The sequence below is a fragment of the Pseudomonas kribbensis genome, from assembly GCF_003352185.1.
Lineage (GTDB): Bacteria > Pseudomonadota > Gammaproteobacteria > Pseudomonadales > Pseudomonadaceae > Aquipseudomonas > Aquipseudomonas kribbensis.
In genome coordinates, this window is record NZ_CP029608.1 from 4404620 (window position 1) to 4422524 (window position 17905).

Here is a 17905-nt window from a genome sequence, read left to right on the forward strand (position 1 = left end):
CGCACTCCGGGAAGTTGAGAAGCTGCAAAAATAGCGAGCAATTGAATTGCGTGCAATTTAATTATCCGAAAGGCGATCCGAAGATCGCCCGCATCGGTTATTCGCGCGGCACCAGGTCCAGGCACACCGAGTTGATGCAGTAACGCAGACCGGTCGGCGGCGGGCCGTCGGGGAATACGTGGCCGAGGTGCGCGTCGCAACGGGCGCATTTCACTTCGGTGCGGATCATGCCGTGGCTGGTGTCGCGGATTTCGGCCATCGCGCTGTCGCCGATCGGCGCGTAGAAGCTTGGCCAGCCGCAACCGGAGTCGAATTTGGTCCTGGAATCGAACAGCGGCTCATTGCAGCAGACGCAGTGATAGACGCCGTCGGTCTTGGTGGCGTTGTACTTGCCGGAGAACGGTCGCTCGGTAGCACTGAGACGACACACGTTGTATTGCTCCGGGTCGAGCATCGCGCGCCATTCTTCCAGGGTCTTTTCTATCTTTTCCATCATCACACCTCAGCGGCTGAAAAAGCCCGATCTGTACCTTTTCCACGGATCGGGCGGCACGTATGATTGCGCCTCGTCACACGCCAGTCTGGCAGCGGGATCCTGCGCATTCAAACGGATTGTTGGAAACCGCCGCTCAAGACGCTTGCCTGTGTGAAGACGCAGGATTCCCAGCACGGTTGCCCACTCGCCGCCTGGATCGTTCATTTTCGGGATCACATCGCCATGCAGTTCAGCAAATCGAACAAGCTCGCCAACGTCTGCTACGACATTCGCGGCCCAGTGCTCAAGCACGCCAAACGCCTGGAAGAGGAAGGCCATCGCATCCTCAAGCTGAACATCGGCAACCCGGCGCCCTTTGGTTTCGAAGCGCCGGACGAAATTCTCCAGGATGTGATCCGCAATCTGCCGACCGCCCAGGGCTACAGCGACTCCAAAGGCCTGTTCAGCGCGCGTAAGGCCGTGATGCAGTACTACCAGCAGAAGCAGGTCGAAGGTGTCGGCATCGAAGACATCTACCTGGGCAACGGCGTGTCCGAGCTGATCGTGATGTCGTTGCAGGCCCTGCTCAACAACGGCGACGAAGTGCTGGTGCCGGCGCCTGACTATCCGCTGTGGACCGCAGCGGTGAGCCTGGCCGGCGGCAACGCCGTGCACTATCTGTGCGACGAAGGCGCCGACTGGTTCCCGGACCTGGCCGACATGAAGGCCAAGATCACCCCGAACACCAAGGCCATGGTGATCATCAACCCGAACAACCCGACCGGCGCGGTGTATTCGAAGGAAGTGTTGCTGGGCATGCTGGAACTGGCCCGCCAGCACAACCTGGTGGTGTTCTCCGACGAGATCTACGACAAGATTCTTTACGACGACGCCGTGCACATCTGCACCGCTTCTCTGGCGCCGGACCTGCTGTGCCTGACCTTCAACGGTCTGTCGAAGTCGTATCGCGTGGCGGGCTTCCGTTCCGGCTGGATCGCCATTTCCGGGCCGAAGCACAACGCCCACAGCTACATCGAAGGCATCGACATGCTGGCCAACATGCGCCTGTGTGCCAACGTGCCGAGCCAGCACGCGATCCAGACCGCCCTCGGCGGCTATCAGAGCATCAACGACCTGGTGCTGCCGCAAGGTCGCCTGCTGGAACAGCGCAACCGTACCTGGGAATTGCTCAACGACATTCCTGGCGTAAGCTGCGTGAAGCCGATGGGCGCGCTGTATGCGTTCCCGAAGATCGACCCGAAAATCTGCCCGATCCACAACGACGAGAAATTCGTCCTCGACCTGCTGCTGTCCGAAAAGCTGCTGGTGGTTCAGGGCACGGCGTTCAACTGGCCGTGGCCGGATCACTTCCGCGTCGTGACCCTGCCCCGGGTCGATGACCTGGACATGGCCATCGGGCGCATCGGCAACTTCCTCAAGTCCTACCGCCAGTAACCGGCCATCCGTGCGCAACGAGCCTTTCGTTGCGCACTGTCTGATTCAGCAACACTTCTGCTCCGCCCCCTTCCGCACGCCTTCTACACTGTCGATTCGTACCGGTCACATGCGCCTGATGCAATGCCGGTAGGTGGCGCGTGGCTGTCATCCATGTCGTCTTCAGGAGTGGGAATTGTCCCGCCCACCGGAGAATCCGATGTAGGACACAGTTTGAAATAGTCACTCGGTTGAATCGCCCGGTGCCGCGCCTTATATACCCCGCAGTACGCTACATCTTTAGCTTGAGGAGATTTCTACAACCATGATGCGCATCCTGCTGTTTTTGGCCACTAACCTGGCGGTCGTGCTGATAGCCAGCATCACCCTGAGCCTGTTCGGCTTCAACGGGTTCATGGCGGCCAACGGGGTTGACCTCAACCTCAGTCAGCTGCTGGTCTTCTGTGCAGTCTTTGGTTTCGCCGGTTCGCTGTTCTCGCTGTTCATCTCCAAGTGGATGGCGAAGATGAGCACGAGCACCCAGATCATCACCCAGCCGCGCACCCGTCACGAGCAATGGCTGATGCAGACCGTCGAGCAACTGTCCCGCGAAGCCGGGATCAAGATGCCCGAAGTCGGGATTTTCCCGGCCTACGAAGCGAACGCGTTCGCCACCGGCTGGAACAAGAACGACGCACTGGTCGCGGTGAGCCAGGGCTTGCTCGAGCGCTTCAAGGAAGACGAAGTGAGGGCCGTGCTGGCCCACGAGATCGGCCACGTGGCCAACGGTGACATGGTCACCCTGGCGCTGATCCAGGGCGTGGTGAACACCTTCGTGATGTTCTTCGCGCGGATCATCGGCAACTTCGTCGACAAGGTGATCTTCAAGAATGAAGAAGGCCAGGGTACGGCCTACTACATCGCAACCATTTTCGCCGAACTGGTGCTGGGCATTCTGGCCAGCGCGATCGTGATGTGGTTCTCGCGCAAACGCGAGTTCCGAGCCGACGATGCCGGTGCACGTCTGGCCGGTACGGGCGCGATGATCAACGCACTGCAACGCCTGCGTGCCGAACAGGGTCTGCCGGTGCACATGCCTGATACCCTGAACGCCTTTGGCATCAACGGTGGCATCAAACAGGGTCTGGCCCGTATGTTCATGAGCCACCCGCCGCTGGAAGAGCGTATCGACGCCCTGCGTCGTCGCGGCTGATCAGCCCGGCTACAAACAAAAGGCCCGCTGTGATGCGGGCCTTTTTTGTACCTGTTATTGACCGGCCAGCCGGTACGCCCGCTCCTCCAGCCTTGTCACTCCCGCCTGCAGGAACTTCCCGCTTTCGCTCAGCACGTTCTGTTCCTCCAGCGCCTGCACCGTCCAGTCACCACCGAACAGCCGCTGCACCTCGGCATCTGTCACTGCAAACGGTGGTCCGGGCATCTGGGCCTGATCGTAATCCAGCGTGACCAGCAAACCACGCAGCCCCGTCGGCAGGATGTTCAACAAATGCGCCGCATAGCGTTCACGCATCGGCGCCGGCAAGGCAATCAGCGCCGCGCGGTCATACAGCGCCGTACAATCGGCCACATCGTTCGTGGACAAGGCGAAGAAATCCCCGCACCTCAACTCGATCGCCCCGGCCCGATAAACCTTGAAGCCGCCCTCTCCGCTGATCTGCGGCTGCAATTGCTGCTCACGGAAGAAGTCCTCGACAGCCTTCTCGGACAGCTCGACACCGAGAACCCGATACCCCTGACCGGCCAGCCACAACAGATCCAGGCTTTTACCGCATAACGGCACCAGTACCCTCGACTGCGCCGGGATTGCCAGATTGGACCAATGTCGCTGCAAATAAGGGTTCACCTCAGGCTGATGAAAGCCGATCTGGTTCGATTCCCACTTCTTGTGCCAAAACTCCGGCTGCATGCTTCCTCCTAAGAATTCGATCAAAAAGCGTTAAAACTTATATTGGAATTAGATCAATGAACTGACTGAAGATGAACCATCTTAACGCTCAGGAACCCTTCCATGTTTCCCAGCCTGTTTATCTCTCACGGCTCGCCCATGCTGGCGCTGGAGCCCGGTGCCAGCGGCCCGGCCCTGGCGCGCCTGGCCGCCGAACTGCCACGCCCGAAAGCCATTGTCATCGTTTCCGCCCATTGGGAAAGCCATGAACTGCTGGTCAGCAGCCATCCGCAACCGGAAACCTGGCACGATTTCGGCGGCTTCCCCCGCGCATTGTTTGAAGTGCAGTACCCGGCACCGGGAAATCCGCAATTGGCGCAAGCGGTCGCCGATCTGCTGACCGCCAACAACCTGCCGGCACGCCTCGACCCGCAACGCCCCTTCGACCACGGTGTGTGGGTGCCGCTTTCGCTGATGTATCCGCAAGCCGACATCCCGGTGGTTCAGGTGTCCCTGCCCAGCCGTGGCGGCCCGGCGTTGCAGACCCGCGTGGGCCAGGCGCTGGCCGGCCTGCGCGATCAGGGCATTCTGCTGATCGGTTCCGGCAGCATCACCCATAACCTGCGTGAGCTGGACTGGCATGCCGGGCCGGAAAGCGTCGAGCCGTGGGCGCGGGATTTCCGCGACTGGATGATCGAAAAGCTGGCGGCCAATGATGAAGCCACCCTGCACGCTTACCGCCAGCAGGCACCGAACGCCGTGCGCAGCCATCCGAGTGATGAACACCTGTTGCCGCTGTACTTTGCCCGTGGCGCGGGCGGCGACTTCAGCATTGCGCACCAAGGGTTCACCATGGGCGCACTGGGCATGGACATCTACCGCTTCGGCTGATGCCCAAATCGCAGGCAAAAAAAATCCCCGAACCAGTCGGGGATTTTTTATGTTCGATCAATCAGCCCAAAGGCAGATCAATCTTCGCGGTAGCGACGCAGCTTCAACTGCTTGCCGGCAACGCGAGTGTCCTTCAGCTTGGTCAGGAGCTTGTCCAGACCATCTTCCGGCAACTCGACGAGGCTGAAGCTGTCACGCACCTGGATGCGACCGATGGCTTCACGCGCCAGACCACCTTCATTGAGGATGGCGCCCAGCAGGTTTTTCGCCGCGATACCGTCACGCGCGCCCAGCGCGGTACGGCAACGGGCACGGCCTTCGCCCAGCGGCATTGGCGCACGACGCTCGCGATCACCACGGTCCGGACGATCACCGGAACGCTCAGGACGGTCACCACGTGGAGCGCTGTTCGGCACCAGTGGACGTTCCTTCTCGATCGCTGCCAGGTTCAGCGCCTGACCATTGGTGGCCTTGCGCAGCAGAGCGGCAGCCAGGGCACGCGGGGTGCAACCGATGTCGGCAGTCAGGCGATCCAGCAGATCACCGTGAGTCGATTCGGCGTCAGCCACCAGCGGCGACAGGCTGTTGGTCAGTTTCTTGATGCGGGCATCGAGAACGGCCTGGGCGTCCGGCAGACGCACTTCGGCAACTTTCTGACCGGTCACACGCTCGATCACCTGCAGCATGCGGCGCTCACGCGGAGTCACCAGCAGCAGCGCGCGGCCTTCGCGACCGGCACGGCCGGTACGGCCGATACGGTGCACGTAGGATTCCGGATCGTACGGCATGTCCACGTTGAATACGTGGGTGATGCGCGGAACGTCCAGACCACGGGCGGCAACGTCGGTCGCCACAACGATGTCCAGACGGCCATCTTTCAGCGAGTCGATCACGCGCTCACGCTGGTTCTGGGCGATGTCGCCGTTCAACGCTGCGGCTTTGTAGCCTTTGGCGTCGAGGGCGCTGGCCAGATCCAGGGTCGCTTGCTTGGTGCGCACGAACATGATCAGAGCGTCGAAGTCTTCCACTTCCAGCAGGCTGAGAACGGCAGAAGTCTTCTGGTCAGCGTGAACCAACAGGTGAGCCTGTTCGATCGCGGTAACGGTCTGAGTCTTGCTCTGAATCTTCACGTGCTTTGGATCGCGCAGGTGACGCTCGGCGATGGCACGGATCGATTGCGGCAGGGTCGCCGAGAACAATACGGTCTGACGGGTTTCCGGCATGGCCTTGAAGATGACTTCGAGGTCGTCCATGAAGCCCAGTTTGAGCATTTCGTCTGCTTCGTCGAGAACCAGGTGGTTCACGGTCTGCAGCACTTTTTCGTCGCGACGCAGATGGTCGCACAGACGGCCCGGAGTGGCGACAACGATCTGTGCGCCATTACGGATTGCTTTCAATTGTGGGCCCATCGGCGCGCCGCCGTAGACAGCCACAACAGTTACGCCCGGCATTTGCTTGGCGTAGGTTTCGAAAGCGGTTGCAACTTGTAGCGCCAACTCACGAGTTGGGGCCAGGATCAGAGCTTGCGGCTCGCGCTTGGACGGATCAATGCGGTGCAGGATAGGCAGGGCAAAGGCAGCGGTTTTACCGGTACCGGTTTGCGCCTGACCAATCATATCGTGACCGGCGAGGATGATCGGGATCGACTGCTGCTGAATGGCCGAAGGCTCTTCATAGCCGGTAGCGACTACTGCAGCGACAATATTGGGATGAAGTTCAAGAGCGGCGAAGCCGCCGATTTCCTGGGTCATGGGTCTGCCTCTAAGTGCATCCGCAAAGACCCATGCTCCAAAGCTGCACATGCCGTGTTGAGACTCAAGAGTCGCCCTGGCAGCTTTGTCGGCGGGGATTTGCGAAAACGAATGAATGAAAAAGAATCGTCAAGGAAGAGCCCGCAGTGCGGACGTGCAGCCGAAGCTGACTTCGGGGAATTGCGCTACCTAAACGCGGCCCGGTTAAAGGCCGGCGCGCACTATACCGGAATTTGCCCAAAAAGGGAGCTTTTTTTATCGGTGAAATACAGTTGTCACCGCTGTGTAACGGGGTTTTGCGGATAATCGGGCAAAGGTCTATTTTTCAAAGACCCCGGCCCTGCGGGCGATGGCGCTTAAACGATTCACCGATGTGCGGCATCTGGTCGCTGCACCCTTTCTTCCCGTCCGAGGAAACACCCATGAATCAGCCCTGCCCCGGCCGCGTCAGTCGTGCCCGTCACGGTCACGTCCATTTGATTGGTCTGGACCGTGCAGCCAAGCGCAATGCCTTCGACCTCGATCTGCTCAACGAACTGGCCCTGGCCTACGGCGAATTCGAGGCCGACAGTGACGCGCGGGTGGCCGTGGTGTTCGGGCATGGCGAGCATTTCACCGCTGGTCTCGATCTGGTCAACGCCAGTTCCGCACTAGCCCAAGGCTGGCAGGTGCCGACCGGCGGCTGCGATCCCTGGGGCGTGTTCGTCGGACCGCGGGTCAGCAAACCGGTGATTGTCGCCGCGCAAGGTTATTGCCTGACCATCGGCATCGAGCTAATGCTCGCCGCCGACATCAACCTGTGCGCCAGCAACACCCGCTTCGCCCAAATGGAAGTGCAGCGCGGGATCTTTCCGTTCGGCGGTGCGACGTTGCGCTTTCACCAGGTCGCCGGCTAGGGCAATGCCATGCGCTGGCTGCTGACCGGTGACGAATTCGATGCCCATGATGCATTGCGCCTGGGGCTGGTGCAGGAGGTCATGGCCAGCGAAGACTTGCTGCCGCGCGCCATTGAACTGGCGGAACGGATTGCCCGGCAGGCGCCGCTTGGAGTACAGGCGACGCTGATGTCGGCGCGTCAGGCGCGCTATGAAGGCGAGACCGCAGCGGCGCAGAGCTTGCCGCCGCTGGTGAAAAAATTACTGGCAACAGAGGATGCCAAGGAAGGTGTGCGCTCACTGGTGGAACGCAGACCTGGCGACTTCAAAGGCGTTTAAAACTCAAGTCGCTGGACGAATGCAGTTGATCAACGACTGCAACGAATAACCCAGCTTCGGCGCCAGCGCTTCAGCTCGCGCGGTAAGCGCCTGCATGTCCAGCACCTGATCGAGATCCGCCGGCACGATCAGAATCACGTTGCCCTCCTTCACCGGCAGCTCCCAGTAATGGCGGTGATAGAGCCCGCGCAACAGCGCCGCGCCCAAGGGTTTGCCGTCATCGGTGGCCCACTGGTTGATCACCAGCCAGCCACCGGGATTCAGACGTTTCTGACAGTCACCAAGGAAGTTCCACGCAAGGTGCGCGGCGCCCGGGCCGACATCGGTGTAGAGGTCGACGAAAATCAGATCCGCCGGTTCTGCCGTCGGCAGCAGTTCGATTGCATCGCCAACGCGGATGTACAGACGCGGATCGTCATCCAGCCCGAGATACTCGATTGCCAGACGCGGCACATCGGGGCGCAGCTCGATGGCTTCGACATCTTCCAGTGGCAGGAACTTGAGGCAGGCCTGGGTCAGCGTCCCCGCGCCCAGCCCAAGAAACAACGCACTCTCCGGTTGCTCATGGCACAGCGCGCCGATCAGCATCGCCCGGGTGTAGTCGTACTCCAGCCAGCTCGGGTCGGCGGTAAACACACAGCTTTGCTCGATGGCATCGCCGAACTCCAGAAAGCGGTAGTCGGCCACTTCCAGCACGCGAATCACGCCGAACTCATCCTGTACCTCGGCGAGCAACAGCTCGACGCGCTCCTCAGTCATTTCGTCTCCTGGTGGTCACCGGGCGCGGTGACGCGATGGCACCGCTATGGTGCCGTGGCAAAGCGGCGATTGTCGGCGATGCGGCGGGAGCAGGTCACGCACTAATTGCTGCTAACATGGCCGTCCGTGCGTAGAACCTTAGAGACCGTGATGAGCCAACCCTGGAGCCCTGACAGCTGGCGCGCCCTGCCGATCCAGCAACAACCCCGATACCCCGACGCCGCGCATCTGCGCCAGGTCGAGCAGACCCTGGCCAGTTATCCGCCGCTGGTGTTTGCCGGCGAAGCGCGGGAGCTGCGTCGTCAGTTTGCCGAAGTCACCCAGGGCCGGGCGTTCCTGCTGCAGGGCGGCGATTGCGCGGAAAGCTTTGCCGAATTCTCCGCCGCGAAAATCCGCGACACCTTCAAAGTGCTGCTGCAAATGGCGATCGTCATGACCTTCGCCGCCGGTTGCCCGGTGGTCAAAGTCGGGCGCATGGCCGGCCAGTTCGCCAAGCCGCGTTCGGCCAACGACGAGACCATCGACGGCGTGACCCTGCCGGCCTACCGGGGCGACATCGTCAACGGCATCGGTTTCGACTCGGCCAGCCGCGTACCGGATCCGGAGCGTCTGCTGCAGTCCTATCACCAGTCCACCGCCACCCTCAACCTGCTGCGTGCCTTCGCCCAGGGCGGTTTTGCCGACCTGCATCAGGTGCACAAGTGGAACCTGGACTTCATCGCCAACTCGGCGCTGGCGGAGAAGTACAGCCACCTCGCCGACCGCATCGATGAAACCCTGGCCTTCATGCGTGCCTGTGGCATGGACAGCTCTCCACAACTGCGCGAGACCAGTTTCTTCACGGCCCACGAAGCGCTGCTGCTGAACTACGAAGAAGCCTTCGTGCGCCGCGACAGCCTGACCAACGATTACTACGATTGCTCGGCGCACATGCTGTGGATCGGCGACCGCACCCGTCAGCTCGACGGCGCCCACGTCGAGTTCCTGCGCGGGGTGAACAACCCGATCGGGGTGAAAGTCGGCCCGAGCATGAACCCCGACGACCTGATCCGCCTGATCGACGTGCTCAACCCGGACAACGATCCGGGCCGCCTGAACCTGATCGCACGGATGGGTGCGAACAAGGTCGGCGATCACCTGCCGGCGCTGATCCGCGCGGTACAGCGCGAAGGTAAGCAGGTGCTGTGGAGTTCCGACCCGATGCACGGCAACACCATCAAGGCCAGCAGCGGCTACAAGACCCGCGACTTCGCGCAGATCCTTGGAGAAGTGAAGCAGTTCTTCCAGGTCCACGAAGCCGAAGGCAGCTACGCCGGCGGCATCCACATCGAAATGACCGGGCAGAACGTCACCGAGTGCATCGGTGGCGCGCGGCCGATTACTGAAGATGGCTTGTCGGATCGCTATCACACCCATTGCGACCCACGGATGAACGCCGATCAGTCGCTGGAACTGGCGTTCCTGATTGCCGAGACGCTGAAGCAAGTTCGCCGTTAAACCGCATCGCCCCTATCGCTAGCAGGCTAGCTCCCACTTAATTTTGTGTACGACACAGATTCAATGTGGGAGCCAGCCTGCTGGCGATGAGGCCAGTTCAGTCACCGCCGATCTGAACCATAGCCATCCGCAAGCGCCCGGCACTTTCCCGCTGACAATTGAGTTGCACCTGCCCAAGCCCCAGCCAATCCGCCATCTGCCGCAGGTTCAGCGCCAAGGCCAGCATCCCCGCCTCGTCCAGACCCGTTTCTTCCTCGTGCACCGCATGCACTGCCAGGCGCCCCGCCGCCCGTTCGGCGCGCAGATCGACCCGCGCAGCAATCCGTTCGTTGTGCAGGAACGGCAGCACGTAATAGCCATAAACGCGCTTGTCCTGCGGCGTGTAAATCTCCAGCCGATAGCGGAAATCGAACAGCCGCTCGGTGCGACTGCGCTCCCAGATCAGCGAATCGAACGGCGATAGCAATGCGCTGGCCTCGACTTTGCGCGGGACTTTCGGCTCGGGCAGGGAGTAGGCAATCTGGCGCCAACCGGCGACTTCACAGGTCAGCAGTTGCCCGTCCTCGACCAGTTCGGCCAGACGCGGGCGGGCATCGGAAGGATTCAGTCGGAAGTAATCACGCAGGTCTTTTTCCGTGCCCACGCCCAGAGCTTCGGCCGCGTGCCGCAGCAAACCGCGCTGCGCCTCGACCTCATCGGGCAATGGTTGTTGCAGCACGGAGGTTGGGATCACTCGCTCCGGCAGGTCATACAGCCTTTCAAAGCCGCGCCGCCCGGCGACGGTCACTTCGCCAGCGGCAAACAGCCATTCCAGCGCATGCTTCTCCGCGCTCCAGTCCCACCATGGCCCAGCCTTTTCCTCGCGGGTCGACAGGCTGCCGGCGCCCAGTGCGCCCTGATCCTCGACCGACGCCAATACCCGGCGAATGGTGTCCTGTTGCTCACGGCCAAAACGTGCCAGTTGCTGATAAATGCCTTCGCCCCGTTTGGCCCGCTGCATGCGCCAGCCCATCAACGGGTACATCGACAGCGGCAGCAACGACGCTTCATGGCCCCAGTATTCGAACAGCGAACGGCGTCGCCCCGAACTCCAGGCAGCCTGGTCGAGCAAGTCAGCAGAATAGGAACCGAGACGGGAAAACAGCGGCAGGTAGTGCGAGCGCACCACGGCATTGACGGAGTCGATCTGCAACAGGCCGAGGCGTTCGATCAGCCGGTTGAGGTGGGCAGCCTTGACGGTAGGCGGCTGGCGCCCGTGAAACCCTTGGGCAGCCAGTGCCAGACGTCGAGCCTGTTTAAGGGAAAAGGACAAAGTCGCGGGCATGTGTACCTCCATGTCTGCTCGCAACCTACCTCACTACAAAGTGGTTTGTGTAGCGATGGCCTCATCATTTATGCATCGGATCGTCCCAGAACGGCCGAATCGCTTCATGTTCGACATCGGCACGGCTGACCCCGATGTCCTTCAACGCTTCGTCGCTCAGACTGGCGAGCAACTCGCGTTCACGGTGAAGTTCGTACCAGCGGCTAAACTTGTGCAACAGATCGGAAACGATATGGCCGGAAAATTTTTCTTCGCCTGCATACTCTCTTTGACCTTTCATCGTGTTGCCTCCTTTTTGGGATGGCTCAAGTCTCGCGCCGGGACTACGATCAATCCAACGAATGTTTCTGATGGCAAGCATCACGGAGATTCATCAATTGTCGGCGTACCCCAGTATCGATACCGATGTGCTGCGCACCTTTGTCGCGATTGCCGATCAGGGCGGTTTCACCCGCGCCGGCGAAATGGTCAACCGCACCCAATCGGCCGTGAGCATGCAGATGAAGCGTCTGGAAGAGGACGTGTTGCAGCGCCAGTTGTTCGAGCGTGACGGGCGTCAGGTGCGCCTCACCGCTGAAGGTCAGGTGTTGCTCGGTTACGCGCGGCGCATCCTGAAATTGCACAGTGAAGTATTCAACACTCTGCGCGAACCGCACATGGTCGGCACGGTGCGGATCGGCACGCCGGACGATTACGTGATGCGCTTTCTGCCGGGGATTTTGTCGCGCTTCGCCCAGTTCTATCCGCTGATCCAGATCGAGGTGCATTGCGAGTCGACCCGACAGTTGCTGCAGCGCACGGACCTGGATCTGTCGATCGTCACCCGCGAGCCGGGCAACGAGATTGGCCAGTTGCTGCGCAAGGAGCGTTTTGTCTGGGCCGAGGCGCAGAATTTCAGCGCCCACGAGCAGACGCCATTGCCGCTGGCGATGTTCAACAGCGATTGCTTCTGCCGCCTGTGGGCCTGCAATGCGCTGGACGCCATGGGCCGCGAATACCGGATTGCCTACAACAGCACCAGCCTGTCGGCATTGATGGCAGTGGTGAGCGCGGGTCTGGCGATCACCGCGCAACTGGAAAGCCTGATAACACCGGATCTGCGGATTCTCGGGGCTGCCGAGGATCTGCCGCTGTTGCCCGAGGCCAGCATCATGCTGATCCGCAACCTGAACAATCCGTCGCCGATCACTGAATGCCTGGCCGAGCACATCGTCGAAGGCTTCAAACTTTAAAGGCGAGCATCACCGCGCACAGCACCAGGAAGCCGCAGAACAGCCCGCGCAGGAGTTTTTCCGGCATCGCGTGGGCAACCTTCACGCCCCAACTGATGCTGGCCAGACCGCCGAGGGCCAGCGGCAGGCCGATCATCCAGTCCACTTCGTGGTGCACCGCGTACGTCACCAGCGTGACACCCGTGCTCGGCAAGGCCAGCGCCAGCGACAAGCCTTGAGCGACCACCTGAGTGGTGCCGAACAGGCTGGTCAGCACCGGCGTCGCCACCACTGCCCCGCCGACCCCGAACAAACCGCCCATGGTTCCCGACGCCGCGCCAAGCACGCCCAGCCACGGCCATGAATAACGCATCTCTGACGTCGCTGCCGGGCGCGCGCCGAACATGCGCACCAGGTTGTAGGCCGACAACGCCACGAGGAACGCGACAAAACCGATGCGCATGGTTTGCGCGTCGATGCCCACGGCCCAGATCGAGCCGATCCACGCAAAACAGAATCCCATCACCGCCAGCGGCAACGCGTGCCGGAGTTCGATGCGGTTGCGCTGGTGATAACGCCACAGCGCCAGCATCACGTTCGGCACCACCATCACCAGCGCCGTGCCTTGGGCGATCTGTTGATCGAGGCCGAACCACACTCCCAGCAGCGGAATGGCGATCAAGCCGCCACCGATGCCGAATATCCCACCCAGGGTGCCAAGGGCGGCGCCAAACAACAGGTACAGCAAAAACTCGATCACAGCAGAATTCCTCATACGTCAGGCGACCCATCCTACGCAGTCGGCGCTGGCACGGAAACGCACAGCAACGCACAATGGCTGTGCCAAATTCGCATAGGCACTGAGCCGATTCATGAACCCCAATCAATTGACCGAACAACTCGGACTGTTTCTCGATGTGCTGGAGAGTGGCAGTTTTTCCGCTGCCTCACGCCGACATCCGCTCACGCCTTCGGCCGTCGCCCGGCGTATCGACAGTCTGGAAAGCGCTGTCGGCAGCCAGTTGTTCATTCGCAGCACTCACGCAGTGCGCGCCACGCCGGCCGGCCTGGCGTTTGCCGAACGGGCGCGGCGGATCGTTGCCGAGCTGCAGCTGGCCCGCGCCGAAGCGGTGTCCCTGAGCAGCGCACCGGAAGGCCTGATTCGGGTGGATGCGCCGGCAGCGTTCGGACGGCGGCACCTGGCGCCGGTGATTGCCGACTTTCTGGTGCTGTATCCGGGCCTGGATGTACAGCTGCATCTGATCGACAGCTTTGTCGACATGGATGGCTCGAACCTGGGCAAGGTCGATCTGGTGTTGCGCGCCGGGCAAATGGCCGACACCCGACTGGTGGCCACGCCGCTGGCGAGCATGGTGCGCATCGCCTGCGCCAGTCCCGACTACCTCAAGCGTCGGGGTGTGCCGAGCGAGCCGGCGCAATTGGGCGAACATGACGGCCTAGATTGGGATGGCCTCGCCCCGCCCTTCGCCTGGCGATTCGAACAGGACGGGCAAATGCAGTTGCACCGTCCGGCACGCATTCGCATGAGCGCCAACAACGCCGAGGCGCTGGTCTGCGGTGCGCTCGCGGGACTCGGGATCGCGCATCTGCCGACCTGGCTGGCCAGCGAATACCTGCTGCGTGGCGAGTTGCTGCCACTGTTTTGTGAAAACGGGTTGCCGAAACCGGAGAGCACCGGCATCTACGCGCTGCGTCTGGAACAACAGGCCAGCTCCCGCAGCCGCCTGCTGCTGGAATACCTCAAGACTCGTTTCAGCCCCGTGCCACCGTGGGATCTGGCGCTGCAACGGGAACTTGGCCGGCACTGACCGATTCGCCACCGGGCACAATTGTCTGGCGCATTAAACAATCGAGCGCTAGATTCATCCGCATTACCGTTCAAGGCACTGACATGACCACCGACCGCAACACCACCGACCACTGCGAAGAGCTGCTGCTCGACAATCAGGCCTGCTTCGCCTTGCATTCCACCTCACTGATGATGACCAAGGTCTACAAGCCTTTGCTGCAAGCGCTTGGCCTGACCTATCCGCAGTATCTGGCGATGATGGTGCTATGGGAGAAGGATGGCCTGACCGTCGGAGAAATCAGCACGCGCCTGCTGACCGATCCGGGTTCGCTGACCCCGCTGCTCAAACGTCTGGAAGGTGAAGGACTCTTGAGCCGGACCCGCAGCCGCGAGGATGAACGGGTGGTGATCGTTGAACTGACGGCACAGGGACGCGCGCTGAAAGACAAGGCCCGAACCGTTCCGCCATGCATCCTGGGCGCCAGTGGCTTCACGCTGGAACGCCTGCAAAACCTGCAAGCCGAGTTGCAGGCCTTGCGTGGTCATCTGCAGGACAGCCTGATTTAAGCGTCCCCTTCCCTGCAGGAGCAGCCTCGCACCTGCAGGGAAATCGCATTTTTCTCTGCCTTACCCCTCCCCCGAAAATTTTTTTCTCTCCTTCTTCTATAAAAAACCTTTCATATCAAAAGCTTGAGATCTCATCCCGAGCTGATCCACGTCTCGCTTCCGTGCTTTCGCAAAAATTTATCTTGCGCACTAAATATTAGCGAAGTACATTTACTTCGCACCTAGTTAGCGCGCAAACAATTAGCGCAACAAACCACACATTCGACGAGGCTCACACCATGCAAACTCTCTACACCGCAATCGCAACCTCCACCGGCGGCCGTGACGGTCGTGCGATCTCCAGCGACAACATCCTCGATGTCAAACTGGCCACTCCGAAAGAACTCGGCGGTGCCGGCGGCGCGGCCACCAACCCTGAGCAACTGTTCGCTGCCGGCTACTCGGCCTGCTTCATCGGCGCGCTGAAATTCGTCGCCAGCCAGACCAAACGCAAAATCCCGGACGACGCGTCGATCACCGCTCACGTCGGCATCGGTCAGATTCCTGGTGGTTTCGGTCTGGACATCGACCTGCACATCGCCCTGCCGGGCCTGGAACAGGCTGACGCGCAAAGCCTGGTCGACGCGGCCCACCAGGTCTGTCCGTACTCCAACGCCACCCGTGGCAATGTCGATGTACGCCTGCATGTGACCGTGTAACTGCCCGGCAGCAAAAATCGCAGGCACAAAAAAGCCCGACTCAATGGTCGGGCTTTTTCTTTCCGCAAAAAGCAGTGCTTATTTCGCACGGCCTTTGTAGGAACCGCCTTCGCGGGTATCGATCTCGATCATGTCGCCGATTTCGATGAAGTCAGCAACCGACAGCTCGGTACCGTTCTTCAGTTTGGCAGGCTTCATCACCTTGCCGGAAGTGTCACCGCGAGCGGAACCTTCGGTGTAGTCAACCTGACGCACGATGGTGGTCGGCAGCTCTACGGAAACCAGACGCTCTTCGAAGAACACGGCTTCGCAAACATCGGTCATGCCTTCTTCAACGAAAGGCAGAACGCTTTCGATGTCTTCGGCGTTCAGTTCGTACATGGTGTAGTCGGTGGTGTCCATGAACGTGTAGGTGTCGCCGCTGATGAAGGACAGGGTCGCTTCTTTGCGGTCGAGGATCACGTCGTCCAGCTTGTCGTCCGCACCGTAAACGGTTTCGGTCTTGTAACCGGTCAGCAGGTTCTTCAGCTTGGTCTTCATGATCGCGCTGTTACGGCCCGATTTGGTGAATTCAGCTTTCTGAACCAGCCAAGGATCGTTGTCGATACGGATCACGGTACCGGGTTTGAGTTCTTTACCAGTTTTCATTGCGAATATCCGAATTTGGATGGGATTTACAAAAATCTAGGCCGCGTATCATATCCAATTTCGGTAAAACTGTACCAGCGCCGTCGCAAGATCGGCCTGCAAGGCCTGTTCCAGACACCATGCTTCGGCATTTTCCTGCAGTTCGGGCCAGTATTTACGGGCCTCAAGCCAGTGCTGGCCGATAGGCTGCCCGGCACTCCAGGCCCGCCAAAGACCGTTCATCGCCTCGGCTGCTTCAGTCGAAAGGCCTTTTCCATAGAGCGCGAGGAACGCATCGAGCTTGTCCAGATGGATATCTTCGTCCTGCTGATAGATGTGCCACAGCATCGGCCGACCGGCCCATTGCGCACGGACGAACGAGTCCTCGCCGCGCACCGCGTTGAAATCGCAGCACCAAAGCAATTGATCGTATTGATCCTGCCGGACGAACGGCAGCACCTGCACGGTGAGCGCCTGACGCACATTGAAGTCACCCACCGCCAGTGACTCGACTCCGAGCCAGCGCGCGACATCACCGAGAATCCGCCCTTCCGGCACCAGCAGATGAGTCGGTGTCGAATCAGCGGCGAGCACATCCAGCCAGCTGGCGAGCCCGGCATTCTCGTAGGCAAACAGCGAAATCAGTTGCGCACCGGGCGCAGGAACGACCCCCAGGGCTTGCAGGAATTGTCGCTGCGACTCGGGATCCTGCTGAAACCGCCGACGCCGGTCCAGCAATCCGCTTTCACGCAACAGTCCGCCAGTGCCGGCCTGGAAGCCCGGGAAGAAAAAGATCTTCTGCACGGACTTGTACTTCACCGAAGGCAGACCGTGGCAGCCAACCACCCAGTCCTCGGCGCTGAGATAGTCGAGGTTCATCCACAATGGCGGCTTTTCCCGCTCGGCCATGGCGTCCATGTAGGCGCTCGGCAACTGGCAGGCGAACGCGGCGATGACCACGTCGGCTGCGTCCGTTTCCGGCCATTCTGTCGGCCAGTGCCGGACTTCAACGCCCTGCTGCCATTGCGCATCAAGATGGATATCGAGTTCCGGGCAAATACGCTCGAACGCACGCAGATCATCGACCCACAGCCGCACCACCAGCGCATGCTCGGCCGCCAATTGCCGGGCCAGACGCCATGTCACGCCGATATCGCCATAGTTGTCGACCACGGTGCAAAAGATGTCCCAGCGGGTTTTCGGTTGCGCCATTCAAGACTCCCGTTGGCAAAAGCGCCGATTGTCCGCATAAATGTCCGCGTGCAGAAGAGCCGACGACAATTAATCTTCGTGCGACAATCGCCACTTGCCCGCAATCATCCGCCAGGAGGCAGCCATGCCCTACCGCCCAAACACGCGTCGTCCCTTGCCTGTCCAGCTTAGCGCGCTGCAATTGACCGGCAGCATTGCCCTGGGTCTGTGGCTGGGTTTCCTGGCCATTGCGCTGACGTGCTGGCTCGCTTCGATGCTGTTCAGCCGCCAACTGCAACCGGTGGCGGATGCGGTGCAACAACTGAGCAAGCCTGCGGCAGTCGCCCAGCCGCAGCCCGAGCCCGAGCCGCAAAACCGCCTGTTCGAGCAGTACGAAGAAAACCTGCGCAAGAACGAACAGCAGAATCGCCTGGATCAGGCCCGCAGCAGCACGCGCAACCAGTCGAATCCGAAATGCCAGTTCTGGCTCCAGCAGGATCAGACGGCCCCAAGCGAAAAGAGCCGCGCCAACGTCCTGCAATTCTGCGATTGA

18 protein-coding genes and 1 pseudogene are annotated in these 17905 nt (G+C 60.8%); 10 read left to right on the forward strand and 9 right to left on the reverse strand.

Annotated features, from left to right (window positions below; all coding sequences use genetic code 11):
- Positions 1–97: 97 nt before the first annotated feature.
- Complete coding sequence (gene msrB, locus DLD99_RS20010) at positions 98–493, reverse strand: peptide-methionine (R)-S-oxide reductase MsrB (RefSeq protein ID WP_114884546.1); 396 nt, start codon at positions 491–493, stop codon at positions 98–100.
- A gap of 225 nt (positions 494–718) precedes the next feature.
- Here msrB and DLD99_RS20015 point away from each other — a divergent pair, with 225 nt between their 5' ends.
- Both DLD99_RS20015 and htpX read left to right on the forward strand, forming a co-directional pair.
- Complete coding sequence (locus tag DLD99_RS20015) at positions 719–1930, forward strand: pyridoxal phosphate-dependent aminotransferase (protein WP_085710751.1); 1212 nt, start codon at positions 719–721, stop codon at positions 1928–1930.
- Between the two features lie 304 nt (positions 1931–2234).
- On the forward strand, positions 2235–3122 hold the full coding sequence (gene htpX, locus DLD99_RS20020) for a protease HtpX (RefSeq protein WP_085710752.1): 888 nt from the start codon (positions 2235–2237) through the stop codon (positions 3120–3122).
- Between the two features lie 54 nt (positions 3123–3176).
- Here htpX and DLD99_RS20025 read toward each other — a convergent pair whose 3' ends face one another.
- On the reverse strand, positions 3177–3833 hold the full coding sequence (locus DLD99_RS20025) for a thiopurine S-methyltransferase (protein WP_114884548.1): 657 nt from the start codon (positions 3831–3833) through the stop codon (positions 3177–3179).
- 102 nt (positions 3834–3935) lie between these two features.
- On the opposite strand from DLD99_RS20025, the gene DLD99_RS20030 reads away from it, so the two are divergent.
- Positions 3936–4703, forward strand: coding sequence for a DODA-type extradiol aromatic ring-opening family dioxygenase (locus tag DLD99_RS20030; protein WP_114884550.1), 768 nt, complete (start codon positions 3936–3938; stop codon positions 4701–4703).
- Positions 4704–4780: 77 nt separating this feature from the next.
- Here the strand turns inward: DLD99_RS20030 and DLD99_RS20035 are convergent, their stop codons facing one another.
- Complete coding sequence (locus DLD99_RS20035) at positions 4781–6454, reverse strand: DEAD/DEAH box helicase (RefSeq protein WP_007955707.1); 1674 nt, start codon at positions 6452–6454, stop codon at positions 4781–4783.
- A gap of 422 nt (positions 6455–6876) precedes the next feature.
- On the opposite strand from DLD99_RS20035, the pseudogene DLD99_RS20045 reads away from it, so the two are divergent.
- Positions 6877–7668: pseudogene (locus DLD99_RS20045) on the forward strand (crotonase/enoyl-CoA hydratase family protein).
- 3 nt (positions 7669–7671) lie between these two features.
- Here DLD99_RS20045 and DLD99_RS20050 read toward each other — a convergent pair.
- Positions 7672–8427, reverse strand: coding sequence for a spermidine synthase (locus DLD99_RS20050; protein ID WP_085710756.1), 756 nt, complete (start codon positions 8425–8427; stop codon positions 7672–7674).
- Between the two features lie 150 nt (positions 8428–8577).
- Between DLD99_RS20050 and DLD99_RS20055 the strand changes: the two genes are divergently transcribed.
- Entirely contained in the window at positions 8578–9924 is a 1347-nt protein-coding gene (locus DLD99_RS20055) for a class II 3-deoxy-7-phosphoheptulonate synthase (protein WP_114884552.1), read from the forward strand.
- A gap of 97 nt (positions 9925–10021) precedes the next feature.
- Here the strand turns inward: DLD99_RS20055 and DLD99_RS20060 are convergent, their stop codons facing one another.
- A complete protein-coding gene (locus DLD99_RS20060) occupies positions 10022–11248 on the reverse strand; it encodes a winged helix-turn-helix domain-containing protein (protein WP_114884554.1) in 1227 nt (408 codons plus the stop codon).
- Positions 11249–11312: 64 nt separating this feature from the next.
- The gene (locus tag DLD99_RS20065; RefSeq protein ID WP_114884556.1) at positions 11313–11528 is read right to left on the reverse strand and encodes a DUF1127 domain-containing protein; all 216 of its coding nucleotides are present in this window, start codon (positions 11526–11528) and stop codon (positions 11313–11315) included.
- Positions 11529–11625: 97 nt separating this feature from the next.
- Between DLD99_RS20065 and DLD99_RS20070 the strand changes: the two genes are divergently transcribed.
- The gene (locus DLD99_RS20070; RefSeq protein WP_170931623.1) at positions 11626–12480 is read left to right on the forward strand and encodes a LysR substrate-binding domain-containing protein; all 855 of its coding nucleotides are present in this window, start codon (positions 11626–11628) and stop codon (positions 12478–12480) included.
- On the opposite strand, the gene DLD99_RS20075 is transcribed toward DLD99_RS20070, so the two are convergent.
- Positions 12470–13219: a sulfite exporter TauE/SafE family protein gene (locus DLD99_RS20075; RefSeq protein ID WP_167443783.1), complete on the reverse strand. Its 750-nt coding sequence runs from the start codon at positions 13217–13219 to the stop codon at positions 12470–12472. The two genes, DLD99_RS20070 and DLD99_RS20075, sit on opposite strands and share 11 nt — an antisense overlap.
- A 112-nt stretch (positions 13220–13331) precedes the next feature.
- Between DLD99_RS20075 and DLD99_RS20080 the strand changes: the two genes are divergently transcribed.
- From DLD99_RS20080 to DLD99_RS20090, 3 genes are all read left to right on the forward strand, one after another.
- Complete coding sequence (locus DLD99_RS20080; protein WP_114884562.1) at positions 13332–14288, forward strand: LysR family transcriptional regulator; 957 nt, start codon at positions 13332–13334, stop codon at positions 14286–14288.
- 83 nt (positions 14289–14371) lie between these two features.
- Positions 14372–14836 (forward strand): MarR family winged helix-turn-helix transcriptional regulator, encoded by a 465-nt coding sequence (locus DLD99_RS20085; protein WP_114884564.1) that lies wholly within the window; start codon positions 14372–14374, stop codon positions 14834–14836.
- Positions 14837–15114: 278 nt separating this feature from the next.
- A complete protein-coding gene (locus tag DLD99_RS20090; protein ID WP_085710763.1) occupies positions 15115–15534 on the forward strand; it encodes an organic hydroperoxide resistance protein in 420 nt (139 codons plus the stop codon).
- Positions 15535–15612: 78 nt separating this feature from the next.
- Here the strand turns inward: DLD99_RS20090 and DLD99_RS20095 are convergent, their stop codons facing one another.
- Positions 15613–16182, reverse strand: a complete 570-nt coding sequence (locus DLD99_RS20095) for an elongation factor P (RefSeq protein ID WP_003226785.1) — start codon at positions 16180–16182, stop codon at positions 15613–15615.
- A gap of 48 nt (positions 16183–16230) precedes the next feature.
- On the reverse strand, positions 16231–17373 hold the full coding sequence (gene earP / locus DLD99_RS20100; RefSeq protein ID WP_114884566.1) for an elongation factor P maturation arginine rhamnosyltransferase EarP: 1143 nt from the start codon (positions 17371–17373) through the stop codon (positions 16231–16233).
- Between the two features lie 124 nt (positions 17374–17497).
- Between earP and DLD99_RS20105 the strand changes: the two genes are divergently transcribed.
- Positions 17498–17905, forward strand: a complete 408-nt coding sequence (locus DLD99_RS20105; protein WP_114884568.1) for a hypothetical protein — start codon at positions 17498–17500, stop codon at positions 17903–17905.